This is a genomic window from Bradyrhizobium sp. JYMT SZCCT0180, from assembly GCF_018130165.1.
In the GTDB taxonomy this organism is placed as follows: Bacteria; Pseudomonadota; Alphaproteobacteria; order Rhizobiales; family Xanthobacteraceae; genus Bradyrhizobium.
This window is the reverse complement of sequence record NZ_JAFCLZ010000016.1, coordinates 86,795-109,086: the sequence shown is the minus strand read 5'-3', so window position 1 is coordinate 109,086 and position 22,292 is coordinate 86,795. Positions and strand designations below refer to the sequence as shown.

The following is a 22,292-nucleotide window of genomic DNA, read 5'->3' as shown; positions in this document are numbered from 1 at the left end:
CGCGCGTCTCGAACCACGAGGCCCCGAATGTGCGGCATTGGTCAGCGCGACACTCCTGCCCCATCATTGCCATTTCAAGGCAACCGACAATTTCAGCTGCGGATCTGATCCGGTGTCAGCCCCGGCGAACCCTGGCCGGCGGCCTCGGCTTTGCGGATCAGTTCGACGACCCGGCGCGACAGCGGCACGTCCAGCCCGCGCCGCTCGGCAATCTCGGTGATGACGCCCTGAAAATAATCGATCTCGGTGCGGCGGCCGCGTTGCAGATCTTCCCACATCGAGGAGCGCGCTTCGGGATCGATCTTCATCGTCCATCCCAGCACGGCTTCGAACATCATATCCGGCAAACGCAGTAAATGCGGCATCCAGCCCGGCGGCAGCGGCGTCGGCGAAACCGGCTTGATGCCCTCTGCGCGCATCGCCGCCAATCCTTCCGTCACCTGGTCGGCAAACAACCGCCGCCAAGGCCGCTGCGCGAGTTGGCGGCGCAGCGGCAGATCGGCCAGCGCATTGAGCGCGTTGTTGAGATTGAGCAGCAGCTTGCCCCATTGCACGCCTTCGATATTGCCGGTTGGGCGCATGTTCAATCCGGGCACTGAAAGCTTTTCGGCGGTACCGGCGGCGTCCTGTTCGATCACGATGTCGCCCGACGTCGCGCGGTGAAACCGCCCCTCGCCTGCCGTGATCACATTGAACGGCACCATGCCGCCGAGCACGCGCCGGCCGGGCAAGCGATTGCGCAGCACCGCGACATTGCCGACGCCGTTCTGCAGGCTGACGACAATGACATCGGACGACGCATTCCTTGCGATGATATCCGCCATCTCGGCGGTATCGGCGCTTTTGACCGTGACCAGCACAACGCCAGCATCCGCGAAGATCGACGGATCATCCGACAATTTCAGCGCCTTCGCTTCGATCGTCCGGTCAAAACCTTCAAAGCTCGTCGACCGCAGGCCTTTGGCCTCGATCTCGGCGATCACGCGCGGGCGTGCCAGCAAGGCGACACGACGGCCGCCGGCCGCCAGCATGCCGCCGACGAAGCATCCGATGCTGCCCGCGCCCGCCACGCCAATCGTTCGGCCTGCGTTCATCTTCAATTGTCTCTATTGCCGGCCCTTCGATAGCAGAACCGGCACCCGGTGCCTATCGAAGGCGCAAACGCTTGTCCGGGCGCGCCTTGTAACCGTCATGGGCCACCGTTATGTTTCGCCCGGGGGCTGACACGCTGCAGGAGACCACCATGGGTTTACTCGACATACTCAACGGCATGCAGAACGGCCCGCGCGGGCCCGGCAACCCGAACGCGCAATCCGACAGCAAGGAGGGCATGTCGCCGATGACCATGGCGATCCTGGCCCTGCTGGCCTGGAAAGCCGTGAAACATTTCGGCGGCAGTCAGCCGGGTGCAGCGCCCTCGGCGCCTTCTGCCCCGCCGAAACTGCCCGGCAACGTAACTGCGGGCCTGCCCGGCGGCCTCGGTAACGCCATGGGCGGAGGGGGTCTCAGCGATCTGATGAAGGGCGGCCTCGGCGGCTTGCTCGCTGGCGGCGCGGCCGGCAGCATTTTGAGCGGCGGTCTCGGCGACCTGCTCAAGCAGTTTCAGGAGAAGGGCCAGGGCGATACGGCGAGTTCATGGGTCAGCAACGGCCCCAACAAAGAGATCGCACCGGGCGATCTTGCCAGTGCGCTCGGCGCCGACCAGATCGAATCGCTGACCTCGCAGACCGGTATGTCGCGCAATGATCTGCTGCAAGGTCTCAGCCAGTATCTGCCTGACGTGATCAATCACCTGACGCCGGACGGAAGGCTGCCGGACGAGAACGAAATCTCAGGCCGGCTTTGATACCGCGGCGCGCTCGCGCGCCGCATTCTCCCTCATAGAACCTTGCAAAGGACCATCGCCATGGGTGGCATTATCTGGGTCATTGTCGTCGGCTTTGTCGCCGGAATTATCGCGCGCCTGCTTTCGCCCGGCCCCAACAACCCGAGCGGCTTCATCCTGACCACGGTGCTCGGCATCGCCGGCGCGTTTCTCGCGACCTTCATCGGCCAGGCGATGGGCTATTACAGCGCCAATCAGGGCGCCGGCTTCGTCACCGCCACCGTCGGCGCGCTGATCGTGCTGTTCATCTGGAACCGGCTGGTCGCCAGCCGCGTGATTTCGGATCCGGGTAATCGATAACAGTTGCCGAAGCGTAGGGTGGGCAAAGGCGCTCTTCGCGCCGTGCCCACCATTCTATCCGCGCTTGAATTTGGTGGGCACGCTTCGCTTTGCCCACCCTACGATTTCCGAATAGCGTTTCGCGCCCTCACAAAACCAAATGCATCCCCGCGTCCATGCGCACGAACTCGCCGGTCATCTGTCCCGACGCCGGCGAGGCGAGGAAGCAGACGAGTTGCGCGATATCCTCAGCCGTTGAGGCCGTCTTCAGCGGCACCTTCGCAATCACCGAATCCCGCACCGCCTTGGCGCCAGCCTCGCCGCGGCCCTTGGTGAACCAGGGCGTATCGATGTAGCCCGGGCATACCGTATTGACGCGGATCAACGGCGCCAATGCGCGGCCCAGCGATTGCGTCATGGTGTTGAGCGCGCCCTTGCTCGCGGCATAGGCGACCGACGAGCCGCCGCCGGAAATGCCGGCTACCGACGACACGTTGACCACGGCGGACGCCCGCCCAGCGGCCTTGGCGCCCGCTTCGAGCTGCGCGCGCGCGGCGCGGATCATCTGGAACGGGCCGATGGTGTTGACGGCATAGATGCGCTGGAAATCTTCCGCCGTCAGATCATCCATATTGTCGTGCGGCACGTGCTTGGTGGTGCCGGCATTGTTGACCAGCACGTCAAGCCGCCCCCAGGATGCGGCAGCCGCGGCAATCTTCTTGCAATCCTCGTCGCGCGAGACGTCGCCCTGCACCACGATGACTTCGGCGCCGGCCGTGCGGCAGAGGTCAGCGGTCGCTTCGGCTTCAGCCTTGCTGTTGGAATAATTGACGACGATACGTCCACCGCCCTTGGCCAGAATGGCCGCGGTCGCAGCCCCAAGGCCGGATGCCGAACCCGTTACGATCGCGTACAAACCATCCTTCGACATCCGCATTTCCTCTTTTTGTTTTGAAACTTTGTTCGAACCGTCCATTTCCGCGTCTACCATATCGCGCGGCAAAGTCCCTGCAAATCGGGGAAATCCGTTGCACGGAATTTATTCTTCGCCTGTCGCGCTGTATGCCGTCGCCGCAGGCGGCCCTGCGGGCAGCGCTTGTCAGGGCTATGGCTTTTCCGCATCATAAAGCGCAAGAAAAGACCGCACTTGAAGCCGGCGGAACAGCCGGGCCCAGTGCCAATAGACTGAGCCAATCAAGATGAGGAACGCTGTGGCGGAGAGTGAGAACATCGTTGCCGAGACCGCGGAGAAGATCTTCGCCGATCTCGCCGACGCCCAAACCATCAATCGCGACAAGAACGGCGCGTGGAAGGCCCCGCTCTGGCAGGCGCTGAGCGAGTCCGGCCTGCCGCTGTCCTGGGTGCCGGAGGATTGCGGCGGTTCGGGCGCGAGCCTTGCCGAAGGCTTTTCCGTTCTCAGCGCCGCCGGGCGCCATGCCGTCGCGGTACCGCTGGTGGAAACGATGCTGGCGGGATGGCTGCTGGCGCAGGCGAAAATCTCCTCGCCCGACGGTGAAATGACGGTCGCGCCCGCAAGCCCGAAAGACCGTGTCACGCTCAACGCCGATGGCAGCCTGTCGGGCAAGGCCCGCGGCGTGCCGTTTGCGAAGGCCGCCAAGCACATCGCGGTGGTCGCCAGCGATGCCAAGGGGCTCTCGATTGCGCTCGTTGAAGCCGCCAAGTGCCGGATCGATTCCGGTCTTGGCCTCGGTGGCGATCACAGCGACACCGTGACCTTCGACAAGGTGCAGCCGGTGACGACCAGGCCGGCGCCGAAGGGTTTTGAGCAGACCCATCTGATGCTGATGGGCGGCGTCGCCCGCTCCCTGCAGATCGCAGGCGCGCTGGAATCGATGCTGGAAATTTCCGTGCGCTATTCCAACGAGCGCGTCGCCTTCGAGAAGAAGATCTCGAAATTCCAGGCGGTGCAGCACAACCTCGCCCGGCTCGCCGGCGAGTCGGCAGCAGCCCTTGCCGCAGCGACTTCGGCCGCAGATGCCATCGCCAATGCCACTTCATTCAACGACGAAGTGTTCCTCGAAGCGGTATCGGCCAAAATCCGCTGTTCGGAAGCAGCCGAAAAGGGTGGCGGCATCGCCCATCAGGTGCATGGCGCGATCGGCTTCACCAGCGAGCACATCCTGCATCGCTACTCGCTGCGGGCGCTCGGATGGCGCGACGATTTCGGCTCCGAAAGCTACTGGGCGGTCGAGCTCGGCAGGCTGGTGGCCAACCGTGGCGCCGATGAATTGTGGCCGCTGGTGGCCTCGCGCTGATTTTCACACCCGTTTGCCTGCATAGAGACGCACCATGACCGCAGCCCTCCGTTTCGATCCGATCCGCCTGCCGCCCGAATGCGAACAGCTTCGCAAGGAAGTGCGCGCCTTCCTCGCCGAGGAGATCGCCGCTGGCACCTTCGATCCGCACCAGCCCAACCGCGAAGACACCGACGCGCCGGAATTCTCCCGCCGGGTCGGCGCCAAGGGCTGGCTCGGCATGACCTGGCCGAAGAAGTATGGCGGCCATGAGCGCTCGTTCCTCGAGCGTTATGTAGTCACCGAAGAGATGCGCGTCGCCAACGCGCCGACGCGGCGCTTCTTCGTCGCCGACCGCCAGAGCGGCCCGGTGCTGCTGAAATACGCACCCGAGAACATCAAGATGGACATCCTGCCGCGCATCTGCCGCGGCGAGGTCTGCTTTGCGATCGGCATGAGCGAGCCGAACTCGGGCTCCGATCTGTTCGCGGCCAAGACCCGCGCCACCAAGACCGACGGCGGCTATCTGATCAACGGCACCAAGATCTGGACCTCCTCGGCTCACATCGCCGACTACATGATCGCGATCTTCCGGACGTCACCGCCCACGAAAGAAAACCGCCGCCACGGCCTGACGCAGTTTCTGGTCAAGATGAAACAGCCGGGCATCGAGGTGAACCCGATCCAGCAGATCACCGGCCAGTACGAATTCAACGAAGTTGTCTTCACCGACTTCTTCGTCCCCGAAGATCACGTGCTCGGCGAAGTCGACGGCGCCTGGAAGCAGGCGACCTCCGAACTTGCCTATGAACGTTCGGGCCCCGAACGTTTTCTGGAAACCTATTACGTGCTGACCGAACTGGTCCGCGCGGTCGGCAAGAACCCGGATACCCGCAGCGCCGAAGGCATCGGCCGCCTGGTGGCGCAGTTGCACACGATGCGGCGCATGTCGGTGTCGGTGGCAGGCATGCTGCAGGCCGGCAAGGAGCCGGTGGTGGAGGCCTCCATCGTGAAAGACATCGGCACGGTGTGGGAGCAGGCGCTGCCCCACCGGGTGCGCGACCTCGCGGCGTTCGTCGAGGAAACCGCCACCAACCGCGAGACGCTGGAGAACCAGCTCTCGTTTGCGATCAAGACCGCACCAAAACTGACGATCCAGGGCGGCACCACCGAAGTGCTGCGCGGCATCATCGCCCGTGGGCTCGGTTTGCGCTAAAGCATGATCCGGAAAAGTGGCCACCGGTTTTCCGAAAAGATCATGCTCAAACAAAGAGCTAGAGTGGGATGACGAATCGAAGAGAAGTCATCGCGCTCTAGCGCGGCCCGGCTTGCGCTCATTCAACGAGGAAACAAAATGACCAAATACACGGATATCGGCGTCGAGAAGCACGGCCATGTCGGCCTGATCGAAATCCAGCGGCCGCCGCTGAACTTCTTCGACATCTCGCTGATCAACCAGATCGCGGATGCGCTGGAGGAATTCGACCAGGATATCGAGATCCGCGCCTCGGTGCTCGCCGCCCAGGGCAAGGCGTTCTGCGCCGGCGCCAATTTCAGCGACCCAAAACGGCAGGAGCAGGAAGCGGCCGAGGCGGCAGCGGCCAAAAAGGGCGATCCCGCCGACAGCCTCGGTTCGATCAACAGTCTCTATCTGCACGCGGTGCGCATCTTCCGCGCCAAGAAGCCGGTCGTCGCAGCCGTACAGGGCGCCGCCATCGGCGGCGGCCTCGGGCTGGCGGTATCGGCGGACTTCCGCGTCACCTGCCCCGAAGCGCGCTTTGCCGCCAACTTCACCAAACTCGGTTTTCATCCAGGCTTCGGGCTGACCACGACGCTTCCCGAACTGGTCGGCAAGAACAACGCCGAGCTGATCTTCTACACCAGCCGCCGCATCACCGGCGAGGAGGCCACCAAGATGGGCCTCGCCAATATCTGCGTGCCGCAGGATCAGGTGCGCACTGAAGCCATGAAGCTCGCAGCTGAAATCGCCGAATGTTCGCCGCTCGGCCTGCTCTCGACCCGCGCCACCATGCGCGCCGGTCTCGCCGACCGCGTGCTGGCCGCGACCAATCACGAACTCGCCGAACAGTCCCGCCTGCGCGCCACCGAAGACTTCAAGGAAGGCGTCAAGGCGACTGCGGAGCGAAGGGTCGCGAATTTCAAGGGGCGGTGAGATCGAAGCTGCAGCTTCAACAACAGTGTCGTCCCGGCCTTGAGCCGGGACCCATACGCCGCGGCTTATCGGTGTGAGCAACGGCGTTAGATACCTACTTGAACAACTACGGCCGCGGAGTATGGGTCCCGGCTCAAGGCCGGGACGACGATGCTGTTAGTTCTTGCGTACGACTAACGCATCGACAACCGTCACGCCCTGCCCCTCCGGATGCACCAGCACCGGATTGATCTCGATCTCCGAAACCTCACCCGCATATTGCGCCGCCAGCACCGACAGCTCTGATATCAACCGCGACAGCGCGGCGACATCAGCCTTCGCCGCGCCACGAAACCCGTTCAGCAGCGGCGCGGCTTTCAGCGCCCCCAGCATCACCGTCGCCTCTTCCGCACTCACCGGCGCCGGCCGGTAGATCACGTCGCGAAACAATTCCGTCGTGATGCCGCCGAGGCCGACCATGATGACCGGCCCGAACACCTTGTCCGTCAGCGTGCCGACGATGATCTCGACGCCCTTTTTGGCCATCGGCCCGACCAGCACGCCCTGGATCGCGGCGTCCGGCCGGTGTTTTCGCGCGTTGTCGAGAAGCGTGCCATAGGTCGTGAACGCCTCGCCCTTGGTCGTGATGTTGACGCGGACGCCGCCGACCTCGCTCTTGTGCGGGATGTCGCGCGACTGAATCTTCATGACCAGCGGAAAGCCCGCGCGGGCGATCGCGGCGTCCAGTTCGGCCCGATCGGTCACCAGCATTTCGTCCGGCAATGCAATGCCGGCGTCACGCAGCAGTGACTTGCTGTCGAACTCCGACAGTGCGGCCGATTTCAGATGCGCGGATAGATCGCGCGGCGGCAATGCCGCCACATCAGCCGGCGGCGCCAATTTGAAATTCGCGAGTTCGACCAGCCGCCGCATCGCGACGCCGACATGGGTCAAGCCCGACAGCACGACGACGCCGGATTTCGCGAGCTCCCGCCGCGCGAAGTCGGACGGCAGCGTGTAGGAGTAAAACACCACCGGCTTGTTCTGGGCCGCGATGACAGGCTTCAGCTCGGCTTCCTTGAACGGCATGCGCGTGTCGCTGGAGAACGACATGATCACGAGCGTCGCATCAACTTCGTCGGAGCTGGCAAACAGTTCGATACTTTTCTGCAAGCCGCCGCTGCTGACGCCCTGCGCGGTAACATCGATCGGATTGCCCGCCGCGCCGTAGGACGGCATCCATTGCTTGATCTGGCTCTGTACCGCCTGCGACAGTTCCGGAACCTTCAGCCCCTGCATCGAGACCGTGTCGGCGCCCCAGATCCCGCCGCCACCGGACACGGTCAGCACCGCGACGCGGTCGCCCTTCGGCAGCGGATTCGTCGTCAGCACCGCCGCGATCGTCACGGCTTCGTCGAGATCGTTGGAGACGATGAAGCCATATTTTGCGAACACCGCGTCATAGGCCGCCGACCATCCCGCCATGCTGGCGGTGTGCGAGGCCGCGGCGCGCTCGCCCGCGCCGGAACGGCCGACTTTTGTCACGATGACGGGCTTGCGCATTTCCGCGGCGCGGCGCGCGGCGGCGAGGAACTTGTCGACGTCGCGGATGCCCTCGATGAACAGCAGGATCACGTCGGTGGAAGGGTCCTGCACCATGTAGTCCAGAAATTCGCCGGCGCCGAGATCGCTTTCATTGCCGGCGCTGACGCAATAGCTGATCGCAACGCCAAGCGCCTTGGCGCGATGCTTGATGGCAAAGCCGATGCCGCCGCTTTGCGCGACAATGGCGACCCGTCTTGTGGTCGCGACAACAGGCACATGACCCGGCTTGACGTCGACCGTCGGGCTGAAGGTGGCCGCGACCTTCTGTACTTCGCTCAGGAAACCTTCGGCATTTGGACCTGAAATCCGCATGCCGGTGCGCTTCGCAATCGCGACGATCTTGTCCTGCATGACAGCGCTGTCGCCGCCTTCCTCCGCAAAGCCCGAGGAAATGATGACGGCATTCCTGACGCCGACCGCGGCACACTCCTCCAGCGCGCCCACCACGGCGCGGGCGGGAATGATGATGATGGCGAGATCGACAGGCGCGCCGACCTCGGCGATGGTCTTGTAGCATTGCAGCCCGTCGATATCGGGATAGTTCGGGTTGATCGGATAAATCCTGCCCGGATATTCGTTCTTCCGCAGCATCGACAGCAGCCGCCCCGGAATCTTCTCATGATCGCGCGAGGCGCCGATCAGCGCGATGCTGTCGGGCGCGAAGAAGCTGTCGAGCGGATGCGGCATGGGGTGGTCCTGTGTCTCCGTCATGGCCGGGCTTGACCCGGCCATCCACGTCTTTCGTGTTTCAGACCTTAAAGACGTGGATGCCCGGGACAAGCCCGGGCATGACGACTGGGTGAACACGCGTCAATCAAGCCGTGAGATTAAACCTCACCCCGCAGAGATCAAACCCGTCCCCGGTCACCTTGCAGCCCTTCGCCCTGGCCGCATCCCGCACCTTGGCGATATCGGCGACCTTGAACGTCAGCCCGCTCATCAAATCGGCTGGCCCCTTGACGAAGTGGAAGCTGGCGTTGGGCAGTTTCAGCTCCGGCTCGCCCTTCGCGTTCTTGCTGACGGCGACGCCGATGATCTTGCCCCAATGCGCGGCCAACACCTCCGGTTCCGGGCTTTCCATCTCGACGTCGGTCAGCGCCAGCGTCACATCCTTGGCGATCGACTTTTGCCAGTCGGGACCGGCCGGCGGATAGGTTCCCAGAATGTCGTCGCTGCCTTCGGTGTGGTTGAACTCGATGAAGGCGGCGCGACAATCGCGCGGGTGCAGTTGCACGCCATGGTAGGGCGCGTGCGTGATCACGTTCGCGGTGCGCACGCCCATCTCGTTGGCGCGCCTGCCGTAGGCGTCGGGGTCATCGCAGCAGAAGATCGCCATATAGCCGCCGCGGCCGCCATTCTTGTCGATGAAGCGGCCCGCCGCCGTGCCCGGCTGGAACGGCGCCACCACTTCGAGCAGGATGGTGTCGACCGGCAGCAGCGCATTCTCCAGGCCGTATTCGGCGACATTGCCGTCGCGGAAGCACTCCTTCAGCCCCATGATCCCTGCAATGTCCGAAATCACGGGCTCCAGCTTCGGCGCCACCAGGCAGATCTGCCGCAGCCTCATATAGCCAGCCATTTCAAGCCCCCTCAATGATTCTGGAAAACGGGCTTGCGCTTCTCGACGAACGCCTTCGCCGCTTCCTTGTGATCGAGGGTCTCGCCTGAACGCGAATGGTGGATCGCCTCGGCGTCAAAACATTCTTCCAGCGACATCGTCTCGGCATTGTTGATGTTGCGCTTGATGTAGCCGAGCGTGATCGACGGACCCTGCGCCAGCGACAGCGCCAGATCATACGCGACCGCCTCGACTTCCGCGTCCGGCACGACCTTGGTCACCATGCCGAGATTGTAGGCTTCCTGCGCACTCAGCACCGGCGAAGTCAGATACAGTTCGCGCGCCTTGGCGCTGCCGAGCATTTGGGTAAGAAAATATGTGCCGCCGTAGTCGCCGGACAGTCCGACTTTTGCAAACGCCGTCGTGATCTTGCAGGACGCGCTGGCGACCCGCAGGTCGCAGGCGAGCGCGATCGAGAGCCCGGCGCCGGCCGCGGCGCCGTCGACCTGCGCCACCACAGGCTTTTGCATCTGGTGCAGGATGCGCGAGACTTCCATGCCGCGGCGGAGATTGACCATCTTGGCTTCGAACGACAGCGGCGCCCGGCCCTCCGCCATCGACTTGACGTCGCCGCCGACGCAGAACGTGCCGCCGGCGCCCTTCAGCAGCACCGCGCGCACCTCGTGATCCTCGGCCGCGCGCCGCGCCGCATCGACCAGCCCGCGCGTCATGTCCGGATTGAGTGCATTGCGCCGGTCGGGGCGGTTCATGATGATGGTGAGCAAGCCCTGGTCGAGCTGCTGAAGGACCATTTCGTTCTGGCTCATGTGCGGGTTCTTTCGTGTTTATTGGATTTCCGTCATTCCGGGATGGTGCGTTAGCACCAGACCCGGAATCTCGAGATCCCGGGTTCGCGCTAATGCGCGCCCCGGGATGACGGCCTTTCGGCCGTCATTTCTTCACCAGCGGGCAGCGCGACAATTCCAGCGACTGGAATGCCTCATTGCCGGGAATCGTCGTCAGCAGCTTGTAATTGTCCCAACGGCCTTTCGATTCCGACGGCTTCTTGACTTCGAACAGGTACATGTCGTGCACCATGCGGCCGTCCTCGCGGATCTTGGCGTTCTTGGCGAACATGTCGTTGATCGGCGTGTCCTTCATGATTTTCATGACGGCCGCCGAATCGGTGGTGCCTGCGGCTTTCACCGCCTTCAGATAATGCGAGACGGAAGAGTAGACCCCGGCCTGCGCCGACGTCGGCACGCGCTTGATGCGTTCCATGAAGCGTTTTGAGAACGCGCGGGTCTCGTCGTTGAGGTCCCAGTAAAAAGCTTCCGCGAGCAGCAGGCCCTGTGCGGTTTCCAGCCCGATACTGTCGATATCGGTGACGAAAGCGAGCAACGGCGCGACCTTCTGGCCGCTCTTCGTAATTCCAAACTCGGCGGCCTGCTTGATGGCGTTGATGGTGTCGCCTCCGGCATTGGCGAGGCCAATCATCTTGGCCTTGGAAGATTGTGCCTGCAGCAGGAACGAGGAAAAGTCGGACGTGTTGAGCGGATGCCGCACGCTGCCGAGCACCTTGCCGCCGGACTTCGTCACGACATTGGCGGTGTCCTTTTCCAGATCATGCCCGAACGCATAGTCCGCGGTCAGGAAGTACCAGCTGTCGAGGCCCTGCTTGACGGAGGCCAGGCCGGTCACATTGGCCTGGCCGTACGTGTCGAACACGTAGTGGACGGTCAGGGGACCGCAGGCTTCGTTGGTGAGCCGGATCGAGCCGGGCCCGTTGAAGATCACGATCTTGTTGCGCGCCTTGGCGATCTCGCCGGCGGCCAGCGCGGTTGCGGACGCCGCCACGTCGTACAGCATCTCGACGCCCTGATTGTCGAACATGTCGCGGGCGATGTTGGCGGAAAGGTCGGCCTTGTTCTGGTGATCGGCCGCGATGATCTCGATCTTGCGGCCGAGCACCTCGCCGCCGAAATCCTCCACCGCCATCTTCGCCGCATATTCGCTGCCGGCGCCTGTAATGTCGGCATACAGGCTCGACATGTCGAGGATGCCGCCGAGCTTGAGCGGCGGCTTGGCCTGCGCCAGTGCCGCCGTGCTCGACATCGCCAGAACAGCGGCGAAAATACCTGTGACAACCCGCTTCATGAAGGCCTCCCTTTTTTGGCTGCCGCTTGCCTGCGGCTTCGAATTTCACGCGGCGCGATCATGCCGCATGGCATTCACAGCGGCAAGGCGCGTGCGGAGCGCGTCTTGTATGCGTTTTTCCGCTAAGCGGAATGGGCTCATATGGCCAAGCTCGTCATGCCCGGCCTAGTGCCGGGCATCCACGTCTTTGCTTCAGCTAGGCGAGAAAACCTGGCCATGACGAAATGAAAATTCTGTTTGGTGCGCGGAAGCTGAGCGCACAAAGCATGCTACGATCAGCGCATGTCAAATCCCACGCAACCAGATACGAAGCCCAAGAAAAGGCGCTTCGTGATTGGCCGCAGCAGCTTTTCCAAGATCTGTGCCGTCGAGGGTATCCAGCTAACGCCAAGCATGAAGAAGCGGGCGGTCGACGCGGAACGCGAAGGATTGTCGGCGGAGGAGTATCGCCAAACCATTATTCGCGCTTACCGTAAGGCCTGAGCGCCTACGGTCGAAACAGAATTCAAAGTGAACTACCGGGAGCGACCACTGGGGCCTCCATGGTTCGAGACGGCGCATGCGCGCCTCCTCACTATGAGGATTGATGATGCGGTATGATGCTATCGCAAGGAGCCGACACCAACGGTATGAGACGCGTGGACCAAAACCGTCACAGTTCGCACATCGCGGTCATGCTGATATGTGGCTTGGCCGTCATGGCCACCACTCCCGCCAACGCCGCCGGCTGCATTTTCGAACCGCAAGGCGAAGGCCGCGTCGCCGCGGTGATCGACGCACGCAGCTTTCGCCTCGATGACGGCCGCGAGGTCCGCCTCGCCGGCATCGTGCCTTCAGCCACGGACAAGGCGAACGGCGCGGCAGCCCTGTCATCGATCGTCACCGGGCGCGATGTGACGCTGCGCGGCGACGACGACGCGCCGGACCGGTATGGCCGCCAGTCCGCCTTCGTATTCCTGCCGGGTTCCGAGACGACAGTACAAAGCGAACTGCTGCGCCGCGGCGAGGCGCTGGTTTCGACCGAAATGGCCGTGAAGGACTGCGCTGCGGAACTGGCGGCCGCCGAGGCCGAGGCGCGGCGCGCCAAAAGGGGAACCTGGGCCGATCCGGCGGCCATAAAAAACGCGGAAAGTCCCGGCGATATTTTGGCCGGGATTGGGCGCTTTTCGGTGGTCGAGGGCAAGGTTTTGTCCGTGCGGCAGGCAGGGGCAACGACCTATCTGAATTTTGGCCGGAACTGGACTCGGGACTTTGCTGTGACTATTTCAAGGCGCATGATGCCGGCGTTCGAGGCGGCCGGGCTCTTGCCTAAGTCCTTCGAAAATCGACGGATTCGTGTCCGCGGCTATGTCGAGGCGCGGGGTGGGCCACGGATCGACGTGCTCCGGGTGGGGCAGATTGAAGTGCTGGGTGGGAATTAGCTCGTTTCAGAAGAGAAGAGTGGGCTGACGTGACGGAGCGTTCAGGACGGCGCGAGGGAAGTACAGGCCGCCGCCTTTTGGCTGCGCCGGCCGTGCTGTGCGCTGCTTTGACGCTGTCGGCCTGCGGCAGCGTCGGCGGCCGGTTGGAGACATCGGCGCCGACGGCCACAGCGCCGGCGAAGCCGAACCGCACCGTGGCGCAGACGCCCGCGAGCGAGCGCGAGCATGAGCGCATCCTCTCCTCCTATGGCGGCACCTATGACGATCCGAAGCTGGAAGCGCTGATCAGCAAGACCGTCGACCGGCTGGTCGCGGCCTCCGACCGTCCCGACCAGGCCTATCGGGTGACGATCCTGAATTCCGGCGCGGTCAACGCTTTCGCATTGCCGACCGGTCAGCTCTATGTGACGCGCGGCCTGATCGCACTCGCCAGCGACACCTCGGAATTGTCTTCGGTGCTGAGCCACGAAATGGCGCATGTGCTGGCCAAGCACGCCTCGATCCGCGACGACAAGGCAAGGCAGGCGGCCGTCGTCACCCGCGTTGTGACAGACATGAGCAACGATCCGGATCTGACCGCGCTGGCGCTTGCGAAAACGAAACTGACGATGGCGAGCTTCTCCCGCGCCCAGGAGTTCGAGGCCGACGGCATCGGCGTCGGAATTTCCGCGCGCGCGCATTTCGATCCCTACGGCGCCTCGCGCTTCCTGAGCGCGATGGAGCGCAACGCGGCGCTGAAGGCCGGCAAGACCTCGCTAGATCCCCGCGCGCAGGACTTTTTATCGTCGCACCCGGCAACCCCGGAGCGCGTGCAGAATGCGCAGAACTCGGCCCGGCAATTCTCGTCGCCGGAAGGCGGCGAGCGCGACCGCGAGACTTATCTCGCCGCGATCGACAACATCGTCTATGGCGAAGACCCCAGTGAAGGTTTTGTGCGCGGGCGGCGCTTCCTGCATCCCAAGCTCGGCTTCTCGTTTGCCGCCCCCGACACCTTCACGCTCGACAACACCGCGCAGGCCGTGATCGGCGTCCGCGAAGGCGGCACGCAGGCGATGCGCTTCGACGTGGTGCGGGTGCCGGCGGAGCAGTCGCTCGGCGACTACCTCAATTCCGGCTGGATGGAAGGCGTCGAGAAGGCCTCGACCGAGGACCTCACCATCAACGGCTTCCCGGCGGCGTCGGCCTCGGCGAGCGGCGACCAGTGGCAATTCAAGGTTTACGCGCTGCGGTTCGGCAGCGACGTCTACCGCTTCATTTTTGCCGCCAAGCAGAAGACCACCGAAAGCGAGCGAAACGCGCGCGAGACCGTCAATTCGTTCCGCCGCCTGACGCTCGAGGAGATTCAGGCGGCACGACCGCTCCGCATAAAAGTCATCACCGTGCAGCCCGGCGACACCGTGGAATCGCTCTCGCACCGCATGGCTGGCGTCGACCGCCCGGCCCAGCGCTTCCGCATCCTCAACGGCCTCGACGCCACCGCGCAGGTCAAGACCCGCGACCGCGTCAAGATCGTGGTGGATTGACGCGCGAAAAGCGCGTCATCCCGGATGCGCAATTGCGCATCTGGGGGCGCGCTTAGCGCGAACCCGGGATCTCGAGATTCCGGGTCTGGTCCCTTCTTAATCGTCGTCCCGGACAAGCGAAGCGCGATCCGGGACCCATAACCACCGATTTGCATTGTTGCACGACGCTGTAGCCACAGCCGATCCACCATGCGCATTCGTGGCTATGGGTCCCCGCCTTCGCGGGGACGACGACTGAATGTATGGCGAGCGCTGCGGTCCACTCGCTCACGACGACAATTTCGCCTCAGTGCTTGCTCGGCTCAAGCACCACGACCAGACCCGTCATTTCCGGTTCATGCGGCCTCAGACTCGTGAGCGTCGCATCGCTCCAGTCGGCGAGACTGACGACTTCGCCGCTTTGAGCCTCGGTCTCCGGCGCCCCGGTAGGTTCGAGAACCTTGAGGCCGCGGGTATCCAGAAAGAAGGTGTGGTTCCCGAACAGATTGTTCAGCTGCGGGACCGCCGGATGATCGTCGGGAAGAACCTCGGCCTGGAACTGGCTCAGGGTTTGTTTAACCTGTGTCGAGCTCAACTTCATGATCTGCTCCATCTAGTGCGCGATTTTGGTCTGTCTCGGTGTGTTCCCCTCCTTCTGCTCCCGCGTGCATCAGACCAGCCCGAGGCAAGGCAAATCCAATTCGTTCCCGGGCGTGCGATCGTGGATGGGGTGCAGCCGAAGCTCTGTTTGTTGCCGGCCACATGCCTCGAATGAATCCGCGCAGGAAACGTTCCCGCCATCACGGCAAATTTCCAGAACGCCCTCGACTCGCGAGCGCGCTCCAGCGCGCACCGCTCAAGCCGCGACAAGCCGCTCGATTTCGGCAACCGGATGCGACGTCAGTTCCTTTGGAATTTCCGCGGTCACGCGCGCGATGACCTCCGCGTGAAGGGCCTTGCGAAGATTGCCCAGCACTTTCGGCGGAGCGATAATCACAAGCTTCTCGAAAAGATTGGCGTGGGCATGACGATAGAGCGCGTCGGCAAGCTCGCCGGCAAACCGCTCCTCGGCAATGTGGTGCCAATCTGTTTCTTCCATGGCGCTCCGGGCCACACCCACACTTGCGTTGGATCGCCCCGGACGATCGGTACCCTGCTCGCGGGTCGGCGGATTGTCGCGCTCGATAATGCGTTCGACAACAAGCTGGACCCGATGCGCCGTGCCTTTGTTGCGCAGGAAGAGCGCCTTTTGACCGTCGCCGACGAGGATAAGCGCGTTGTGGTGAACATAGGTTGCGGGTTCCGTGGCCATTCTTGCTCCAATCGGTTGCGTTGATTGACAACGCCGGAGCCAAGATAGGGTTTCCGCAAGGAGATGCCGGCGTCGATGGCGGCCATCGCGTCAAATGCGCACGCGATAGATCTGCACCGCAGACTGCGTAAGATCTCCGTCGTCCCGGACAAGCGAGCGTAGCGAGCGCGATCCGGGACCCATAACCACCGATGTTGGTTGTCTGCACGACGCTGGAGCTACAGCGGATTCTAACTACGCATATTCGTGGTTATGGGTCCCCGCCTTCGCGGGGACGACGTGGGGTTAGATATCGCCCCATAACAAAAAGCCCGGTCTCTCGACCGGGCTTTTCGCAATTCAAACTGTGAAGCGCAGCTTACGCCGCCTCGTCCGCAACGGCAGCATCGTCACCGTCGGCGTCGGCCTCATCACCTTCACCGTCAGCTTCGCTACCGGCTTCGGTCTTGGCGCCGCGGCGCGGGCTCTTGGCGAGCTGGCTCTCGATTTCCTTGACCGCTTCGGTCTCGGTCGAATGCTGGACGACGGCGATTTCGCGCGACAGGCGATCGAGCGCCGCTTCATAGAGCTGGCGTTCGCTGTAGGACTGTTCGGGCTGCGAGTCCGAGCGATAGAGATCGCGCACCACTTCGGCGATCGCAACGATGTCGCCCGAATTGATCTTTGCTTCGTATTCCTGCGCCCGGCGCGACCACATCGTGCGCTTGACGCGCGCGCGGCCTTTGAGCGTCTCGAGGGCCTTCTTGACCAGCGCCGGATCGGACAGCTTGCGCATGCCGACATTGGCGACCTTGGCGGTCGGCACCCGCAGCGTCATCTTGTCCTTCATGAAATTGATCACGAACAGCTCAAGCTTGGCGCCTGCGATCTCCTGCTCCTCGATCGCCAGGATCTGGCCGACCCCGTGAGCGGGATAGACCACGAATTCATTGGCCTTGAAGCCCTGACGCTGGGTCACGACCTTCTTCGGCTCCTCCACGCGCGGGGCGGCGGCCTTCGGAGCCACAACAGCGGCCTTGGGCGCGGCAACGGCAGCCTTGGGAGCAGCAGCGGCAGCTTTGGGGGCAGTCTTGGCGGCAACCTTCGAGACAGTGGCCTTCGAAGCTGTCGCTTTCGCGGCAGTTTTTGCAGTCTTATCTGGCATTGAGCTTCTTTTGTTTTTCGAGGACTTTGTGGCTGCAGCCTTCTTGGCTTCCTTTACAGACGCCTTGGCACGGCCTTTGGTTGCGCTGCGGCTGGCCGCGGCGGCTTTTTTCGAAGTCTTTGAAACACTCTTTTTACGCGTTTTCTGTGACACAGCCTGCGCGCGGAACTGCCACGCCCCTGTTCGATGTTTTTTACGGAACCACCGGCAGGGCCAAAGTTACGCAAGGCCGGATCCGGCTTGTAATGTGCCCAATATAGCACATTTTCCGCAAAAATCAATGATTTACGCCCTGTTTCGGACCTTCGCAGGGACCTTTCGGTCATAAGTCCGTCAACAAGGTTAAATCGGCAGGCTGTGTATGGGTCAGGTGGCTCCGAATTAGGTTCAAATTAGGTCCGGAGCGGTCTCAACTGGTCTGGAAGGCGGTTCCGCGAATCAGTCCCCGCTACCGGGTTCCTTGGAAAAATATTTCTCGAACTTGCCTTCCACACCCTCGAATTCTTTCGCGTCCGGCGGCTGGTCCTTCTTCTGGGTGATGTTGGGCCAGGCCTTGGCGTATTCGGTGTTGACCTCGAGCCACTTCTCCAGGCCCGGCTCGGTGTCCGGCTTGATGGCGTCGGCGGGACATTCGGGTTCGCAGACGCCGCAGTCGATGCACTCGTCGGGATGGATGACCAGCATGTTCTCGCCCTCGTAGAAGCAGTCCACGGGGCAGACCTCAACGCAGTCGGTATATTTGCATTTGATGCAGGCATCAGTGACGACGTAAGTCATCCATAACTCCGAAAGAATTGGCTCCGAAACGATCAAGTTTTTCCGGGGTTTGCGTAGCGCATGAACTGCGCAGCCGCAAGGGAAGAGCAAGGCAACAACAAGCAGGAAGCAGCGCCGGAGAGCTTGGCTCTTCAAGCGCCCGGCGGGCTCGTTTGCAGATAGTCATTCCCTGCGGTTCTGCAAATCCTCGTAAGTTGCGCGCGCGGCCGCGGCATCGCCCCGCCGCTCGGCAAAGCCTGCGACTTTCAGCACCCGCACCGAATTGTCGAGCCCGATGGTGACGACGTCGCCGAGCTTCACGGCATGTCCCGGAGCCTTCTCGCGCACGCCGTTGATGCGGACGTGGCCGGCCTCGACCAATGCGGCAGCACTCGTGCGGGCCTTCACCACCCGCGCATGCCACAGCCATTTATCGAGACGCTGTCGATCCAATCAACCTGCTCGAGCGTAGCGTTTTCAAGCGAAGTGGGTACCGGTTCGCGTAAAGAAAACGCGTCAAAAAATGATGAATCAGCGATCCTTGTTGCCGGCGAGCTGCTCCTTCAGCGCCGCCAGTTTTGCGAATGGCGAATTGGGATCGATCGGCCGGTCGCGCTCGCGCGGCGCGGCGCTGGTGGCGTATTGCCGATGCGACGGCCCAGAGTCGCGCTTGTCGCGGCCACCCTTGTCACGGCCACCGAAATCGCGGCCGCCTTTATCGCGCCCGCCGCCCTTGTTGCGGTCGCCCTTGTTGCGATCGCCGCCGAACTTCTCCGGACGACCACCGCCCTTGTTGTCGCGGCGGTTGTCATTGTCGCGGCCCTTGCCCTCAAAGCGTTCGCGCGGCGGACGGTTGTCGGCACGCGCCTCCTGCGGCGCGCCCTCGGCCGGCGGCGTGGCGTTGGCGTCAACAGGCGCGCCTTCGCTCGGCTTGCGGAACTCGTTGTGACGGCGGCCGCGGCGATGACGCTGCTCGCGTCCGGGCGCTGCAGCCTCGCCGCCTTCACCAGCGGCGGCCGCGGGCGCAGCGCCGTCGGCGCTCCTGTTCTGCTGATGGCCGTGACGACGCTGGCGGTTGCGGTCGTGGTGCGGACGGCGTTCTTCCGAACGGCCACCGGGCCGCCAGACTTCCACCATTTCGGGCACGACAGGCGCATCGGGCGCAGCGGCAGCTTCTGTTGGTGCAGCGTCCGCCGGGGCGGCGTCGCTGGCGACGGTCTCGGCCGTTGCTTCAGCAGCAGGCGCTTCTTCAGGCGCGGCAGCCGCTTCGGACGCTTCCGCGGCCGGCGCTTCCACGACAGGTGTTTCCACGACCGGTGCTTCCACCGGCGCAGGCTCTGCGGCGGCTTCGACAACGGGTTCAGCTTCCGCCACAGGCTCCTCGGCCGGCGCCGGCGCCAGCGAAACCTCGGGCAGCAAGGCGGCCGATGGCGCGGGGTCGCCGGAAACCGGCTGGGCTGCGGTCTCCTCAGCGGTTTGCGCGGGCGCTTCTGCCGACACTTCAGTTGCAGCTTCCACCGGCGCCTCTGCAGCGGCTTCGGTCGGCGCGGCCGCATCGGCCACAGCATCCGTGCCCTCGACAGGCGCGGCTTCCACCACCACCGGTTCAGTCGCCGCGACCGGCTTCGGCGGCAGCGGCGCACGGCGCTCGGAGCGATAGCCGAGCGCGCGCAGGATCGAGGCGAAATCTTCGCCGGCCGAACCCGTCAGCGAGGTCATCGCCTGCGTCACCACAAAACTGCGGCCATCGAACGCGCCGCCGGGTTTTTCGCCCGGCGAACTTTCACGCCAGGCCAGCGCGGGGCGGATCAGATCGGCAAGACGCTCCAGGATATCGACGCGCACCGCGCGCTCGCCGCACTGGCGATAGCCGAGCACGCGATAGGCGTCGCGCGCCAGCGCCTTGTCGACCGCGAACGAGGTGCGGCCGCTTGACGCCAGATGCTGCGCGCCTGACAGCGCCGACATATCGACATTGTCCTGCTTCTCGGCCCACAGCAGCGACGCCAGCGAGCGCGCGGCAGGCTTCAGCAGGCCCGGGAAATAGATGTGATAGGCGCCGAAGCGCACGCCGTATTTGCGCAGCGTCGCGCGCGAGGGCTGGTCGAGATCCTTCATCTCGGCGGTGATTTTTGAACGCTCGAGCACGCCGAGCGCCTCGATCAACTGGAACGCGATGCCGCGCGCAATGCCGGTGATGTCCTCGGCCTTGGCAAGCCCGAACAGCGGCCCCAGCAATTTCTCGATATGCGTTTTGAGCCACAGATCGAGCCGCGTTTGCACGGCTTCGCGCGCCGCGCCATTGAGGCGATCGTCGGAAATGATGCGCAGGCGCGGATGCAGCGCGTCGTCGGCCGCGACGAGTTTGGCCACCGCATCGCCGGTCCAGCGGATGGTGCCATCTGACGTCAGCACGAAGGCGTCGTCGGGCGCAGCGGCGAGTTTCTCGGCGCGCGTCTCGATCTCGCCGGCCAGCACCTGCTGTGCTGCCGCCTGCAACGCCTTGGCGTCGCTTCCGGCCTCCGCCGCATCTGGTGCAAAGGTGAATCCGTCGAGGCGGCCAATCACATGGCCTTCAACGATCACTTCGCCGGTCTTGCCGATTTCCGTATTCAAAACACTGTTCTCCCGCAGGCGGCGCATCAATACACTGGTACGGCGGTCAACGAAACGCTCCGTTAGCCGATCATGCAGCGCATCGGACAATTTATTTTCGACCTCGCGCGTGATCCCCTGCCAATGATCGGGGTCACCCAGCCAGTCCGGCCGGTTGGCGACGAAGGTCCAGGTGCGGATTTGCGCGATCCGGCCCGACAGCGTGTCGATATCGCCGGTGACGCGGTCGGCCTGGTCGACCTGGGCCGCGAACCATTCGTCGGGAATCCGGCCCTTTTTCATCAGGAAACCGTACAGCGTGGTCACCAATTCTGCATGGGCGGCCGGCGCCAGGCGCCGGTAATCCGGGATCTGGCAGGCGTCCCACAGCCGTTCCACGGCAGCCGGCCCGTGGGCCATTTCCCGCACATCGCCGTCGCGTGCCGCATGATCGAGCACGCGCAAATCCTCCGCAATCGGTGCGCGCGTCAGCACTTCATGCTGCGGCGAGAGCGCCAGCGAGACCTGCAGGCTGCCGAGCGAGGCGAAATCCAGCTTGGAATTGCGCCACTGCAGCATTTTGACGCTGTCGAACGTGTGGTTCTGCAGCGCGTTCACCAGTTCCGGCTCGAACGGCGCGCAGCGGCCGGTGGTGCCGAAGGTCCCGTTGCGCGTGGCGCGCCCCGCGCGGCCCGCGATCTGCGCAAACTCCGAAGGATTCAGGCGGCGGAACTGGTAGCCGTCGTATTTGCGGTCGGAGGCGAACGCGACGTGATCGACGTCGAGGTTGAGGCCCATGCCGACGGCGTCGGTGGCGACGAGATAATCGACGTCGCCGTTCTGGAACATCTCGACCTGCGCATTGCGTGTGCGTGGGCTGAGCGAGCCCAGCACGACAGCCGCACCGCCATGCTGGCGGCGGATCAGTTCGGCGATCGCGTAGACTTCATCGGCCGAGAACGCGACGATCGCAGTGCGCCTGGGCTGGCGCGTGATCTTGCGGTCGCCGGCGAATTCGAGCTGCGACAATCTGGGCCGCGTGACGATCGACGCGCCCGGCAGCAGCCGCTCGATGATGGGCCGCATCGTCGCGGCCCCCAGCAGCAGCGTCTCGTCGCGGCCGCGGCGGTGCAGGATGCGATCGGTGAAGACGTGGCCGCGTTCGAGTTCGGCCGCGATCTGGATTTCATCGACCGCGAGGAACGACACGTCGATGTCGCGCGGCATCGCCTCCACCGTCGACACCCAGTAGCGCGGGTTCTTCGGCTTGATCTTCTCCTCGCCGGTGATCAGCGCGACGCTCTCGACACCTGAGCGAGCCACGATCTTGTTGTAGACCTCACGTGCGAGCAGCCGCAGCGGCAGGCCGATGATCCCGGACGAATGCCCCAGCATCCGCTCGATCGCCAGATGCGTCTTGCCGGTGTTGGTCGGCCCCAGCACCGCGGTAACGCCGGCGCCGGGAGCGCGTTCATGTCCAAACGTGGACGAGTAGGAGAAAGCCATAATTTGCAGGTGTTTCTTTGATTCTCAGCGGCGCCGCGCGGCTTGCTATGTGTGTCACTTTGCGACGGTGATGCGGTCGCGGCTTAAGCTCTGGAACGAGTCTAGAACGAATCGCGAAGGAATCGCTGACTCTTACTTAAACTGGCTTCGTTCACCGCAACATCC

General features: G+C 63.6%; 20 protein-coding genes. 8 read left to right on the top strand and 12 right to left on the bottom strand.

Annotated features, from left to right (window positions below; translation table 11 throughout):
- Positions 1 to 92 precede the first annotated feature (92 nt).
- Positions 93 to 1,094 (bottom strand): 2-dehydropantoate 2-reductase, encoded by a 1,002-nt coding sequence (locus JQ641_RS23535; protein WP_211998278.1) that lies wholly within the window; start codon positions 1,092 to 1,094, stop codon positions 93 to 95.
- A 149-nt stretch (positions 1,095 to 1,243) separates the two neighbouring features.
- Here JQ641_RS23535 and JQ641_RS23530 point away from each other — a divergent pair, with 149 nt between their 5' ends.
- Positions 1,244 to 1,846, top strand: a complete 603-nt coding sequence (locus tag JQ641_RS23530; protein WP_211998277.1) for a YidB family protein — start codon at positions 1,244 to 1,246, stop codon at positions 1,844 to 1,846.
- A 60-nt stretch (positions 1,847 to 1,906) separates the two neighbouring features.
- Complete coding sequence (locus JQ641_RS23525; RefSeq protein WP_211998276.1) at positions 1,907 to 2,185, top strand: GlsB/YeaQ/YmgE family stress response membrane protein; 279 nt, start codon at positions 1,907 to 1,909, stop codon at positions 2,183 to 2,185.
- Positions 2,186 to 2,312: 127 nt separating this feature from the next.
- On the opposite strand, the gene JQ641_RS23520 is transcribed toward JQ641_RS23525, so the two are convergent.
- Positions 2,313 to 3,095 (bottom strand): SDR family NAD(P)-dependent oxidoreductase, encoded by a 783-nt coding sequence (locus tag JQ641_RS23520; RefSeq protein ID WP_211998275.1) that lies wholly within the window; start codon positions 3,093 to 3,095, stop codon positions 2,313 to 2,315.
- Between the two features lie 280 nt (positions 3,096 to 3,375).
- Here JQ641_RS23520 and JQ641_RS23515 point away from each other — a divergent pair, with 280 nt between their 5' ends.
- The 3 genes from JQ641_RS23515 (at position 3,376) to JQ641_RS23505 (ending at position 6,592) form a co-directional block, all read left to right on the top strand.
- Positions 3,376 to 4,440: an acyl-CoA dehydrogenase family protein gene (locus tag JQ641_RS23515; protein WP_211998373.1), complete on the top strand. Its 1,065-nt coding sequence runs from the start codon at positions 3,376 to 3,378 to the stop codon at positions 4,438 to 4,440.
- Positions 4,441 to 4,474: 34 nt separating this feature from the next.
- The gene (locus tag JQ641_RS23510) at positions 4,475 to 5,635 is read left to right on the top strand and encodes an acyl-CoA dehydrogenase family protein (protein WP_192736508.1); all 1,161 of its coding nucleotides are present in this window, start codon (positions 4,475 to 4,477) and stop codon (positions 5,633 to 5,635) included.
- A gap of 138 nt (positions 5,636 to 5,773) precedes the next feature.
- On the top strand, positions 5,774 to 6,592 hold the full coding sequence (locus tag JQ641_RS23505; protein ID WP_211998274.1) for an enoyl-CoA hydratase/isomerase family protein: 819 nt from the start codon (positions 5,774 to 5,776) through the stop codon (positions 6,590 to 6,592).
- 156 nt (positions 6,593 to 6,748) lie between these two features.
- Here the strand turns inward: JQ641_RS23505 and JQ641_RS23500 are convergent, their stop codons facing one another.
- The 4 genes from JQ641_RS23500 to JQ641_RS23485 form a co-directional block, all read right to left on the bottom strand.
- The gene (locus tag JQ641_RS23500) at positions 6,749 to 8,863 is read right to left on the bottom strand and encodes an acetate--CoA ligase family protein (RefSeq protein WP_211998372.1); all 2,115 of its coding nucleotides are present in this window, start codon (positions 8,861 to 8,863) and stop codon (positions 6,749 to 6,751) included.
- A 127-nt stretch (positions 8,864 to 8,990) separates the two neighbouring features.
- Positions 8,991 to 9,755, bottom strand: coding sequence for a VOC family protein (locus tag JQ641_RS23495; RefSeq protein WP_211998273.1), 765 nt, complete (start codon positions 9,753 to 9,755; stop codon positions 8,991 to 8,993).
- An 11-nt stretch (positions 9,756 to 9,766) separates the two neighbouring features.
- Positions 9,767 to 10,561, bottom strand: a complete 795-nt coding sequence (locus tag JQ641_RS23490; protein ID WP_211998272.1) for an enoyl-CoA hydratase — start codon at positions 10,559 to 10,561, stop codon at positions 9,767 to 9,769.
- Positions 10,562 to 10,685: 124 nt separating this feature from the next.
- Positions 10,686 to 11,891, bottom strand: coding sequence for an ABC transporter substrate-binding protein (locus JQ641_RS23485; protein ID WP_211998271.1), 1,206 nt, complete (start codon positions 11,889 to 11,891; stop codon positions 10,686 to 10,688).
- A 282-nt stretch (positions 11,892 to 12,173) separates the two neighbouring features.
- Between JQ641_RS23485 and JQ641_RS23480 the strand changes: the two genes are divergently transcribed.
- From JQ641_RS23480 to JQ641_RS23470, 3 genes are all read left to right on the top strand, one after another.
- Positions 12,174 to 12,374: a hypothetical protein gene (locus tag JQ641_RS23480; protein WP_211998270.1), complete on the top strand. Its 201-nt coding sequence runs from the start codon at positions 12,174 to 12,176 to the stop codon at positions 12,372 to 12,374.
- A 191-nt stretch (positions 12,375 to 12,565) separates the two neighbouring features.
- Complete coding sequence (locus JQ641_RS23475; RefSeq protein WP_249150636.1) at positions 12,566 to 13,312, top strand: thermonuclease family protein; 747 nt, start codon at positions 12,566 to 12,568, stop codon at positions 13,310 to 13,312.
- A gap of 29 nt (positions 13,313 to 13,341) precedes the next feature.
- Positions 13,342 to 14,835 carry a M48 family metalloprotease gene (locus tag JQ641_RS23470; RefSeq protein WP_211998269.1) on the top strand — a complete coding sequence of 498 codons (1,494 nt, stop codon included), beginning with the start codon at positions 13,342 to 13,344 and terminating at the stop codon, positions 14,833 to 14,835.
- Between the two features lie 286 nt (positions 14,836 to 15,121).
- Here JQ641_RS23470 and JQ641_RS23465 read toward each other — a convergent pair whose 3' ends face one another.
- The 6 genes from JQ641_RS23465 to JQ641_RS23440 all read right to left on the bottom strand — a co-directional run bounded on the left by JQ641_RS23465 (position 15,122) and on the right by JQ641_RS23440 (position 22,127).
- A complete protein-coding gene (locus tag JQ641_RS23465) occupies positions 15,122 to 15,415 on the bottom strand; it encodes a hypothetical protein (protein WP_211998370.1) in 294 nt (97 codons plus the stop codon).
- A 255-nt stretch (positions 15,416 to 15,670) separates the two neighbouring features.
- Positions 15,671 to 16,126, bottom strand: coding sequence for a host attachment family protein (locus tag JQ641_RS23460; protein ID WP_211998268.1), 456 nt, complete (start codon positions 16,124 to 16,126; stop codon positions 15,671 to 15,673).
- Positions 16,127 to 16,484: 358 nt separating this feature from the next.
- On the bottom strand, positions 16,485 to 17,270 hold the full coding sequence (locus JQ641_RS23455) for a CarD family transcriptional regulator (protein WP_192736498.1): 786 nt from the start codon (positions 17,268 to 17,270) through the stop codon (positions 16,485 to 16,487).
- Between the two features lie 438 nt (positions 17,271 to 17,708).
- Positions 17,709 to 18,047, bottom strand: a complete 339-nt coding sequence (gene fdxA / locus JQ641_RS23450; RefSeq protein ID WP_192736497.1) for a ferredoxin FdxA — start codon at positions 18,045 to 18,047, stop codon at positions 17,709 to 17,711.
- A 162-nt stretch (positions 18,048 to 18,209) separates the two neighbouring features.
- On the bottom strand, positions 18,210 to 18,479 hold the full coding sequence (locus tag JQ641_RS23445) for an RNA-binding S4 domain-containing protein (protein WP_211998267.1): 270 nt from the start codon (positions 18,477 to 18,479) through the stop codon (positions 18,210 to 18,212).
- 78 nt (positions 18,480 to 18,557) lie between these two features.
- Entirely contained in the window at positions 18,558 to 22,127 is a 3,570-nt protein-coding gene (locus JQ641_RS23440; protein WP_211998266.1) for a helicase-related protein, read from the bottom strand.
- Positions 22,128 to 22,292 lie beyond the last annotated feature (165 nt).

Excerpts from the sequence above, each read along its gene's own strand:
- JQ641_RS23535 (WP_211998278.1), bottom strand. The coding sequence starts at position 1,094 with ATGAACGCAGGCCGAACGATTGGCGTGGCGGGCGCGGGCAGCATCGGA.
- JQ641_RS23530 (WP_211998277.1), top strand. The coding sequence starts at position 1,244 with ATGGGTTTACTCGACATACTCAACGGCATGCAGAACGGCCCGCGCGGG.
- JQ641_RS23525 (WP_211998276.1), top strand. The coding sequence starts at position 1,907 with ATGGGTGGCATTATCTGGGTCATTGTCGTCGGCTTTGTCGCCGGAATT.
- JQ641_RS23520 (WP_211998275.1), bottom strand. The coding sequence starts at position 3,095 with ATGTCGAAGGATGGTTTGTACGCGATCGTAACGGGTTCGGCATCCGGC.
- JQ641_RS23510 (WP_192736508.1), top strand. The coding sequence starts at position 4,475 with ATGACCGCAGCCCTCCGTTTCGATCCGATCCGCCTGCCGCCCGAATGC.
- JQ641_RS23505 (WP_211998274.1), top strand. The coding sequence starts at position 5,774 with ATGACCAAATACACGGATATCGGCGTCGAGAAGCACGGCCATGTCGGC.
- JQ641_RS23500 (WP_211998372.1), bottom strand. The coding sequence starts at position 8,863 with ATGCCGCATCCGCTCGACAGCTTCTTCGCGCCCGACAGCATCGCGCTG.
- JQ641_RS23495 (WP_211998273.1), bottom strand. The coding sequence starts at position 9,755 with ATGGCTGGCTATATGAGGCTGCGGCAGATCTGCCTGGTGGCGCCGAAG.
- JQ641_RS23490 (WP_211998272.1), bottom strand. The coding sequence starts at position 10,561 with ATGAGCCAGAACGAAATGGTCCTTCAGCAGCTCGACCAGGGCTTGCTC.
- JQ641_RS23485 (WP_211998271.1), bottom strand. The coding sequence starts at position 11,891 with ATGAAGCGGGTTGTCACAGGTATTTTCGCCGCTGTTCTGGCGATGTCG.
- JQ641_RS23480 (WP_211998270.1), top strand. The coding sequence starts at position 12,174 with ATGTCAAATCCCACGCAACCAGATACGAAGCCCAAGAAAAGGCGCTTC.
- JQ641_RS23475 (WP_249150636.1), top strand. The coding sequence starts at position 12,566 with ATGCTGATATGTGGCTTGGCCGTCATGGCCACCACTCCCGCCAACGCC.
- JQ641_RS23465 (WP_211998370.1), bottom strand. The coding sequence starts at position 15,415 with ATGAAGTTGAGCTCGACACAGGTTAAACAAACCCTGAGCCAGTTCCAG.
- JQ641_RS23460 (WP_211998268.1), bottom strand. The coding sequence starts at position 16,126 with ATGGCCACGGAACCCGCAACCTATGTTCACCACAACGCGCTTATCCTC.
- JQ641_RS23455 (WP_192736498.1), bottom strand. The coding sequence starts at position 17,270 with ATGCCAGATAAGACTGCAAAAACTGCCGCGAAAGCGACAGCTTCGAAG.
- fdxA (WP_192736497.1), bottom strand. The coding sequence starts at position 18,047 with ATGACTTACGTCGTCACTGATGCCTGCATCAAATGCAAATATACCGAC.
- JQ641_RS23440 (WP_211998266.1), bottom strand. The coding sequence starts at position 22,127 with ATGGCTTTCTCCTACTCGTCCACGTTTGGACATGAACGCGCTCCCGGC.